This is a genomic window from Bradyrhizobium sp. CCBAU 45389 (assembly GCF_028128625.1).
In the GTDB taxonomy this organism is placed as follows: Bacteria; Pseudomonadota; Alphaproteobacteria; order Rhizobiales; family Xanthobacteraceae; genus Bradyrhizobium; species Bradyrhizobium liaoningense_B.
In genome coordinates, this window is the sequence record NZ_LBIY01000008.1 from 1 (window position 1) to 8,671 (window position 8,671).

Genomic DNA, 8,671 nt, shown 5'->3' on the forward strand with positions numbered 1-8,671 from the left:
GTCCACCTCGTTCATGGTGGACACCTCATCCCATCCCCGCGCTCAACTGCATAGGTGCGTAGAAAGGAGCGCTTACATACAACGCGCCGGATTCGAGCGAATGGTGGCGGAGGTTTGCCTCGGCAAGGTTGGTGCGGTTTGCGCCCGCGAGGTCTCGCGCTTTGCCCGCAACAGCCGGGATTGGCAGCAACTCATCGAGATGTGCCGCGCGGTCGATACCGTTCTGGTCGATCAAGAGACCATCTATGCGCCGAGGCACGGCAACGACCGCCTGCTGCTCGGGCTCAAGGGCAGCCTCAACGAGTACGAGCTGGATCTATTGCGCCAGCGCTCGCTCTCGGCCCGCTACGAGAAGGCGCGCCGGGGCGAGTTGGTTGTGACAGCGCCGGTCGGCTTTGTGAAGGCCGGCGACCGTTACGAGAAAGACCCGGATCGGCGCGTCCAGGAAGCGATCAAGCTGGTGTTCGACAAGGTCGAGGAACTGGGCAGCGCGCGACAGGCGCTCTGCTGGCTCCACGAGTACAATCTCGATCTGCCGGTGAAGCAGACCAACGGCGACACGGCCTGGCGGCGACCAAACTACTCTGCCATCCACCGGATCATTGAGAACCCGGTCTACGGCGGCGCCTATGCCTATGGTAAGACGGCCGTGGCGGCGGGATACAGCACCGCGGGCGTGAGCGTGAAGATCCGCCGCAAGGCGCGGAACGAATGGCTGACGCTGAAGCCCAACACTCACGAAGGGGTATGTGAGCTGGGAGAAGTTCGAGGCGATTCGCACCATGGTCAGCAGTAATGTTCCCACCAGTCGGCATCACGGCGCGCCCAAGCATGGTGACGCGTTGCTGGCCGGTCTGATCCGCTGCAAGCGCTGCGGTCGCAAGCTCACACTCCGGTACTCCGGCATGGAGAGCCATATCCCGCGCTACAGCTGCAGCCGTGCCTGGATGGACAATGGCGGGCCCATTGCATCGCCTTCGGCGGACTGCGCGTCGATGACGCCATCGAGGAAGCACTGCTTGGAGTCGTCGGTCCAGGCGCGGTCGCCGCCGCAACGCTGCCGCCAACGGAGCCAGGGAACGGCGCGATCAGGTACGCGATGCTCTCAGTCGCGACCTCGAAGCGGCGCGCTATGCCGCCGACAGGGCTTTCCGGCAATACGATGCCGCTGATCCCGCGAACCGGCTGGTCGCCAGTGAGCTGGAAGCCCGCTGGAACAGGGCGCTTGCTCACGCGGCGGAGGTTGAGGCCAAGATCGCCATGCATGATGTGGCGACGTCCGCACCCCTTGCTGATCCAGCTTCGTTCGGCATTCTAGCCTCGAACCTCAAAACGGTCTGGGATGCGCCGACGACGGATGCTCGTCTCAAGAAGCGCATTGTGCGCACCCTCATTCATGAGGTCGTGGCCGATATCGACGACGTGGCGTCCGAGATCGTTCTCATCGTCCATTGGGTGGGTGCCGCCCACAGCGAGTTGCGCTTGCCGAAGCGCCGGCGCGGACAACGCAACAGCACCTCTGCCGACATCATCCAGGCCGTACGTCAACTGGTGGTGATCGCCAGCGACGATCTGATTGCCGGCCTCCTCAACCGCAACGGCCTCAAGACCGGCAACGGCAATCGCTGGACCCGCGAGCGCGTCACATCAATGCGCTCGAACTACCACATCCCGGTGTTCAAGCCCGCGGAGGACGGGATCGAGCCATGGCTCAACCTTGGCAAGGCCGCAAAGCTCTTGAAGATCGCGCCCAAGACGCTCCGGCTGGCCGCTGAAGTCGGCGAGATCGAATCCATCCATCCTCTGCCGGATGGTCCTTGGATCTTCGCCCGCACCTCGCTGACAACAACTGCTGCTCAATCTATCGCCGAACGAGCGCGACAGAACCCAAATCATCACCCCGCGGGATCGCATCCCGCTCAACAAAATCTCTTCTCTTCAATTACATAGCCAGATGGGGTGTTCTGATGCGCAGTTGTAATCGGCCCGCCAGCATCCGAGTGCGACGCGGGCCTGGGCCAGCGACGTGAACAGCGTCTCGTTCAACAGTTCATCCCGCAACCTGCCGTTGACGCTCTCGATGAAGGCATTCTGCATCGGCTTGCCCGGCGCGATGTAGTGCCATGCGACACGGCTCTGATCAGCCCATGTCAGGATGGCGTTGCTGGTGAGCTCGCTGCCGTTGTCGCTGACCGCCATCTTCGGCCTGCCGCATTCGATCGTCAGCCGGTCCAGCTCCCGCGCCACGCGGTTGCCGGAGAGCGAGGTGTCGGCTACCAGCGCCAGGCACTCGCGGGTGCAATCATCGATGACCGTGAGAGGATACGGAAGCGGCGGCCATCGGTGAGCTGATCCGACACGAAGTCGAGCGACCAGCGGTCGTTCGGCGCATCGCCACCGTCATCGGCGAACCGGGTCCCGATCGGCCGCTTGCGGTCGCCATGGCGGCGCACCGCAAGCCTCTCTTCCCAGTAGAGCCGGAACAGCTTTTTGTGGTTGATCACATAGCCCTCCCGCTTGAGCAGAGCGCGCAGCCGCCGATAACCGAAGCGACGGCGCTCATGGCGATCGCCCTCATGCACTGGCGGAGGCCAGTTTCGTCTGCCCGGGTCGTTCGGTATCTCACGGTCATGCGGCAGCAGTCGATGGCTTTACCCGCCCGCCGTTCGCTCATCCCGAAGGAGCCTCGGAGATGGGCGACAGCTTTCCGCTTGGCTGCTGGCGTCATCATCTCTTTCCCAACAGCTCCTTTAAGGCCGCGTTGTCCAGCATGGCGTCGGCCAGCAGCCGCTTCAGCCACGTGTTCTCGTCCTCCAGCGTCTTCAGCCGCTTGGCCTCCAACATCTCCAGCCCGCCTTCCCTTTGTAGATGCTGGCGTCGCTGACGCCATGCTTGCGGCACAGATCGGCGACCGACACGCCGGCCTCGTGCTGCTTCAAGATCCGATGATCTGCTCTTCCGAAAAGCGGCTGGGTTTCATGCTCTGGTCCTTGTGGTGGGCCAGAACGAACTTCAAACTGGATTAAGCCCATGGGCAAGGTCACTGGCGAGGCGCGAGTGCGTCAGGGCAGGTAGTCCACGGGGGCGGCCAAGTCGTGTTGCTGAGAAAACTTACCACGCTAACTACCTGGCTGGCAGTCTCCACGAGCGAGTCTTGCGGATGTCGCAGAAGCGCGGGTCTATTTTCCCGGAAGCGAGTGTCCCGATTAGATTAGGACAGCACTCAATCCGGGGAGGCGGCCGTGCCGACTTCGAAGACGCTGATCGAGGGCAAAGACGAACAGGCCAAGCCGGCGCACAGCCGCCCGGCGAGATATTTCCCGATCAGCATGTCGGCTTCATGAAACCTAGCGATTACGCAGGTGATGGTCGAAGCGGCATCCTTGGAGCAGGACGTCTCACAGCTTCGAGCCTGACCTCTTCAAGGTGTTCCATGCGGTGTGGTTGGCTCGATCGAACGCCGTGCGGGACTCTGCGAGCGCAGCGCTCAACACGGATGACTCGCTGTCCGCCTGGTCCAGCTTCAGCAGGCGTGCTTCCGCTTCGGACGCATCGTGTTTCATTTGCTTGATGACAGCATCAAAGTCGTCGGCGTGGGCTTGGGTTGAGTTTCACGCAATCGAGTATGCCTAATACTGCCTGAGCCTCCTCGGCATCAAATGTCGCGATTTGGCGATCTGCCAGGCTCAGAGACTGATCGGCCGCGCGGGCCTGTTTGGCTGCAAGCACCTCAAGCGCTTGCGACCGTAGGCTGTGATGTGCCGCTCGAATACGTGCACTGTTCATCCCTGTGGTTGAAGTTAGCGGGCACGTGACTCGGCACCTGATTGCAGACAAGCGCTGTCCGTGCCCCGTGCCGCCAACTTCAACATTGCCAGCCTCGCCGGGAGAAGCTGTCAGCGAATATTCGCCCCGACGAATGCCCTAGCGCAACTATCAAGGTAGGTGGCGGCGACTTGGAAATCAGCCTTGGATTGTAGGCAGTGCGGGCGCGACTCGGCGTCATTCGGTTGCGCTGGAGCGGACGCTGTCCCTGCCACGCGCCGCTAAGCCCGAAACGGCCAGGCGCTGGACCGCAGTCGGCTGATGCTGCCGATGCGTCCCGGCCAGCCGGCCCGAAGGAGTCACGATTACAAAAGGCACGGCACCACATCGCTGTTCGCCGCCCTCGACATTGCGACCGGACGGGTTATCGGCAAGTGCTACGGACGGCACCGTGCCGCCGAGTTCCGCAAATTCCTGGACGAGATCGAGGCCGCTGTGCCGCGCCAACTCGACGTCCATCTCGTCATGGATAACTACGCCACTCACAAGACCCCGCTGATCCGGAAATGGCTGGCCAAGCGGCCGCGCTGGCATGTGCACCTGACCCTGACCAGTTCGTCATGACTCAATCAGGTCGAGCGCTTCTTACCGATTAGAAGATCAGGCGCCGCGTCTATCGCAGCGTAGCCGCCCTCAGGGCGGACATCGCCTCGTTCATCGAACGACAGAACGCTGATCCCAAGCCGTTCCGATGGACCAAGTCAGCCGATGATATCCTTGCTTCCATCGAACGCTTCTGCCGTTACAATGCCCCGGTACAACACGACGCGATGTTGCGAACTTCTGGTTCAGGACACTAGACGCGATCCGGCAGACAGTCAGCTAAGTTCATCAAGCTCAGCGCCAGGCCTCATCCCGTCGTGACAGCCTGGCAGCCCCCTTTCAGGCCCATGGGACCGAAAGCCGGTTGGGGAGGGACTGACGGCGCTGCGCTAGGCACGGGGCGGAGCTTCGATCGGGCTCGTATTAATAGTGTAACGCCTGCGACATCGATTCGAATCCAATTGGAGGGAGGTTTCATCTGCTCCCCGGACAGGTGCCTGCGACGTCACTGCCCCCCTGCATTTCGTCGGAGAGACGCGTCGTGCCTCCTCGAAGAGCGGCAAAACGCTATGCTTCGTGATTAGTCGAAGTGTTCGTGTCGGGCTAACGACAACTGTCGTGAAGCCAACATCGAACACAGAAACCCTAGACCAATTCACTCGCGCGCGCTGGCTCAGTTCCTGCATAGCAAAAGCCATCCATGCAGCAGGCGCCTCTTCTGAAGAACTGTTGTTCGGTAGCGGCGCGGCAAGACCTGGAAGTCTCACGTCATGCTCAAGGTATCGATTACTACCGTTCTGATGTGTGTCTCATGCAATGCCATCGCAAACGACGATTTGATGATGACAGCCAGACAGATCTTCAAACCGATCCCTTCTGGTATCCCCGCCCTAAAGGACAATCCCGTGACTACCGAGAAAGCGGAGCTCGGGAAGATGCTGTTCTTCGACCCTCGTCTGTCGGCGAGTGGGATCATTAGCTGCAATACCTGCCACAATCTTGGCACCGGCGGCGTAGACGCGGGTCCAACGTCAGTTGGTCACGGTTGGCAACGGGGAGCGCGGCGGGCGCCGACCGTCTACAATTCAGTGTTCAATGTCGCGCAATTCTGGGACGGACGCGCGCCGGATCTTAAGGCACAAGCCAAGGGGCCCGTTCAGGCGAGCGCCGAGATGAATGCGACTGCGGATCACGTAACGACCACACTGAATTCGATGGAAGATTATGTGGGCAAGTTCAAGCAAGCATTCCCGCGTGATACACCGCCGGTCACCTTCGACAATTTCGCGAAAGCGCTCGAGGCTTTTGAAGCGACGCTCACGACACCAGCAGCTCCGTTCGATCGATACCTGAACGGCGATGCCAACGCGCTGGATGACCACCAAAAGGCAGGATTGCGGCTGTTCGTGGACAAAGGCTGCGCCTCCTGCCACAACGGAATCAATATTGGTGGGCAGGAGTTTTTCGCGTTCGGCGTGATTGAAAGACCAGACAGCAAACTGCTTCCCGCAGCCGACCAGGGGCGTTTCGCGGTCACGAAGGCCTTCAGCGACCGATACGTGTTCCGCGCCGCCCCTTTGCGCAACGTTGCCCTGCGAGCTCCCTACTTCCATTCGGGTCAGGTTTGGACGCTCCAGGAAGCGGTAGGCATTATGAGTGAGGTGCAGCTCGGCGCGGAGCTCACCGAGAAGGAGAAGAACGATATCGTTGCGTTTCTTAATTCATTGACCGGCCGGTTACCCAAGATCGAATATCCTATACTGCCAACGCGCACAAAGGATACGCCGCCACCGTCCTTAGACAGATAGTGCTCTTGTTCACTATCCTGGTTGTTCCACGGTTTAGTCGCGGCGACGCAGCTCCGCTTTGCAGCTGCCGCAAGCCGGAGCGCGTTCAGGCTCGTCGAACCGATCTCTGAGATCGCACTGCTCCCTATCGCGAAGCACTGGATCAAGGTGAAGGGCGGCTTCGGTTCACGATGCCAGTGCAACACCTGCTAAAGGTGTTGTTGCGATGGGACGATGCTCAGCCTTGAGGAGCGCGGCCCTGGCCGGTCGCCACCCACGATCAGTCGGGAACTTAGGCGCAATTCCAAGCGAACGAAGGCTTGGGCCGGCGGCGACGAACCAATCCGCGTCCAGCAGTTGGCCGAGCGACGGCGGTTCCAAGGGAATGGTTTGATCGGACCCCAATCATCGATTTTGCTGAACTTGACCCTCAGAGTGTAAGTCGCACCATGGATGCGCGATTCCTCACAGCGTCGCGCAAGAGTTTGCTGCTGAGACACTGAATCGGCGCTGGCTTGCGACTGTTATGCCCGAACCATCAATGACAAGTTGGATCTCGTGCGCTCAGCTCCCACAACCTGCTTGGCAGCACAGTGGAGGGTTTCCCCAGAGCATCGTGTCCGGATTACGACTAAACAATTCGCCTGACTTAGCGACAGCATGCCCTTCTTTTTGGCACCGACAGAACCACCAGCGCCGAGCTCTCCCGCGTGCTGGCGTCGACGCAGCGTGCCTGTAGGTCATCGACAAGACGACATTTGGCTCGTGCTGCCCAGCAAAGCGATCTGACGATCTGCTCTAAGGCGACCGCGCGAGAGTGCACTGTGCGTGGTCGCGTATTGAGGATGATCTCGAACGGCACGGACGCACCTGATGCGCAATTCAGACGACCAGCTCTACTTAATGCCGAGCGCGCTCACGTCGGTGAAGTCGGACAGGGCCTTGGAAGAGGAGAACGCGAAGCTGAAGAAGCTTCTGGCCGAGCAGATGCTCGATGCCGCCGCACTTCGCGAGCTCCTTTCAAAAAATGGTAAGGCCCGCCGCCAAGCGCGCTGCGATCGCGCATCTGCAGGCTGTCATGAGCCTGTCGGAACGGCGGGCCTGCTGGCGTTGCAGGTGAACTCGGTGCCATGGTCGGACACGATCATTTCTCGCTTGCCGCGTCGCTGGACGATTGCCGTCGTTCGCCGACCACGCGCCGCCCCGAGATCGACGTCTCCGGAATGGCGGCAGGCATTCGTTGGTGACGTCGTCGACGATGTTGAGGATGCGGAAGCGTCGGCCATTGGCGAACTGGTCGTGGACGAAGTCCAGCGACCAGCGCGCGTTCGGCCTCGCCTCGACCAGGATCGGGGCACGGGTCCCCACGGCCTTTGCGGCGAGCCCGCCTTTTGCAGACGGTGAGCCCTTCCTCGCGATAAAGCCGGTAGATCCGGTTGATGCCCGATGGCTCGCCCTCCCGCCGCAGCAAGACGTCCCGCTGCTTGACGGATTTGCAGCTCGACGCTTACAATCGAGCTCGCGAACCGAAGCATCTCGTGCTTATAAACGCTAGGATCCCTATGTGTGTCACCTCGCAACCGTGAACAGAGTCACCGGCGATTGGTTCACCAAGCATTTGGCCAACCAAATGGATCCTGCTGTTATCTGATTTTGATCAATGACGTTTCATTGCAGCCCTGCTTCTGAGCAGCCCGTCCGTCTCGTCAGACCTCCGATCTGACCGACCCCATTTGGTTACCCCAGGTGAGCCCTCAGCGACGCGCTCGCCATAGCAATGAGGTAACACCAGCAAATTTGTTGGTCGACGGCTATCCGTGGCCACAAGCTTGACGTATCAAGCTCTCTACCTTTGCCTTGACTCCTTGACCGAGAGAGCGGCGCACAGCTCCGACATGCCCCGCATAGTTCATCGCAATGACGGCTTATAAAGCTGAGGACCCATCATTGCCCTAAGGGCTGATGGGGCAGGCGGGTTATCAGGCTTACGGACTGTCGCCTGCCATTTGGAAATTGGAATACTCTAGCCATAGGCCCCGCCTCCGGACGCATTTCAAAGTCGGCCGGAGAATGTTCATTGACGTCATTTCCCTCCGTTCTTCCCATTGACTCGGAGGCGGGCTTTTCTGTCCAACTAGAAAAAGCCATCGCCATGTGTCTAGTATCAGAAGCCGAGCCCGGTGCGCGGTAGGTAGTGGCCGTTCGAGCGCAAGGCGAGTTTGCAGCTACGTTTTGGCTTGCATACTCCAAGCCGCCTGCGTCATTCCCTTCGCGAGCACCGCGTCCGCTCAATGCGCCGCCCGCGATGTCTTGCAGAATCAGCTGAAGCTCAAGACGCGCTCGGCCCCGGCCTCCGAACAGCCTATCAGGTCCGCTTGCGACGTTGCGACCTGGAAGACGATTGCGATAGGTACCTTCGCCAACTCACTTACCTTGCGCAACGAGCTCGCTAGCAGGGGCTGCAGTGTCGGTGGTCAGGCTGCAGAAATCCTTGCTCGGCCGACTTTCACCGTTAA

General features: G+C 60.4%; 4 protein-coding genes and 5 pseudogenes. 7 read left to right on the forward strand and 2 right to left on the reverse strand.

The window, feature by feature from the left end; translation table 11 throughout:
* The 3 genes from XH79_RS05415 to XH79_RS05425 form a co-directional block, all read left to right on the forward strand.
* Positions 1-796, forward strand: a 796-nt coding sequence (locus tag XH79_RS05415) for a recombinase family protein (protein WP_271580974.1), incomplete at its 5' end; no start/stop codon positions are given.
* Positions 783-1,172, forward strand: coding sequence for a zinc ribbon domain-containing protein (locus XH79_RS05420; protein ID WP_271580976.1), 390 nt, complete (start codon positions 783-785; stop codon positions 1,170-1,172). The genes XH79_RS05415 and XH79_RS05420, both read left to right, overlap by 14 nt.
* An 88-nt stretch (positions 1,173-1,260) precedes the next feature.
* Positions 1,261-1,950: a recombinase gene (locus XH79_RS05425; RefSeq protein WP_271580975.1), complete on the forward strand. Its 690-nt coding sequence runs from the start codon at positions 1,261-1,263 to the stop codon at positions 1,948-1,950.
* A gap of 9 nt (positions 1,951-1,959) precedes the next feature.
* Here the strand turns inward: XH79_RS05425 and XH79_RS05430 are convergent.
* Positions 1,960-2,980, reverse strand: a pseudogene (locus XH79_RS05430) (IS3 family transposase); the annotation flags it as partial.
* A 1,082-nt stretch (positions 2,981-4,062) separates the two neighbouring features.
* Here XH79_RS05430 and XH79_RS05440 point away from each other — a divergent pair.
* The 4 genes and pseudogenes from XH79_RS05440 to XH79_RS05450 form a co-directional block, all read left to right on the forward strand.
* Positions 4,063-4,625 (forward strand): annotated as a pseudogene (locus XH79_RS05440) (IS630 family transposase); the annotation flags it as partial.
* A gap of 513 nt (positions 4,626-5,138) precedes the next feature.
* A complete protein-coding gene (locus tag XH79_RS05445; protein ID WP_442869912.1) occupies positions 5,139-6,176 on the forward strand; it encodes a cytochrome-c peroxidase in 1,038 nt (345 codons plus the stop codon).
* A 240-nt stretch (positions 6,177-6,416) separates the two neighbouring features.
* Positions 6,417-6,530: pseudogene (locus XH79_RS43205) on the forward strand (IS30 family transposase); the annotation flags it as partial.
* A gap of 558 nt (positions 6,531-7,088) precedes the next feature.
* Positions 7,089-7,260, forward strand: a pseudogene (locus tag XH79_RS05450) (IS3 family transposase); the annotation flags it as partial.
* A 1-nt stretch (position 7,261) separates the two neighbouring features.
* Here the strand turns inward: XH79_RS05450 and XH79_RS05455 are convergent.
* A pseudogene (locus tag XH79_RS05455) lies at positions 7,262-7,629 on the reverse strand (DDE-type integrase/transposase/recombinase); the annotation flags it as partial.
* Positions 7,630-8,671: the final 1,042 nt, after the last annotated feature.

Coding starts and splice junctions, on each gene's coding strand:
- XH79_RS05420 (WP_271580976.1), top strand. CDS start 783: ATGGTCAGCAGTAATGTTCCCACCAGTCGGCATCACGGCGCGCCCAAG.
- XH79_RS05425 (WP_271580975.1), top strand. CDS start 1,261: ATGCATGATGTGGCGACGTCCGCACCCCTTGCTGATCCAGCTTCGTTC.
- XH79_RS05445 (WP_442869912.1), top strand. CDS start 5,139: ATGCTCAAGGTATCGATTACTACCGTTCTGATGTGTGTCTCATGCAAT.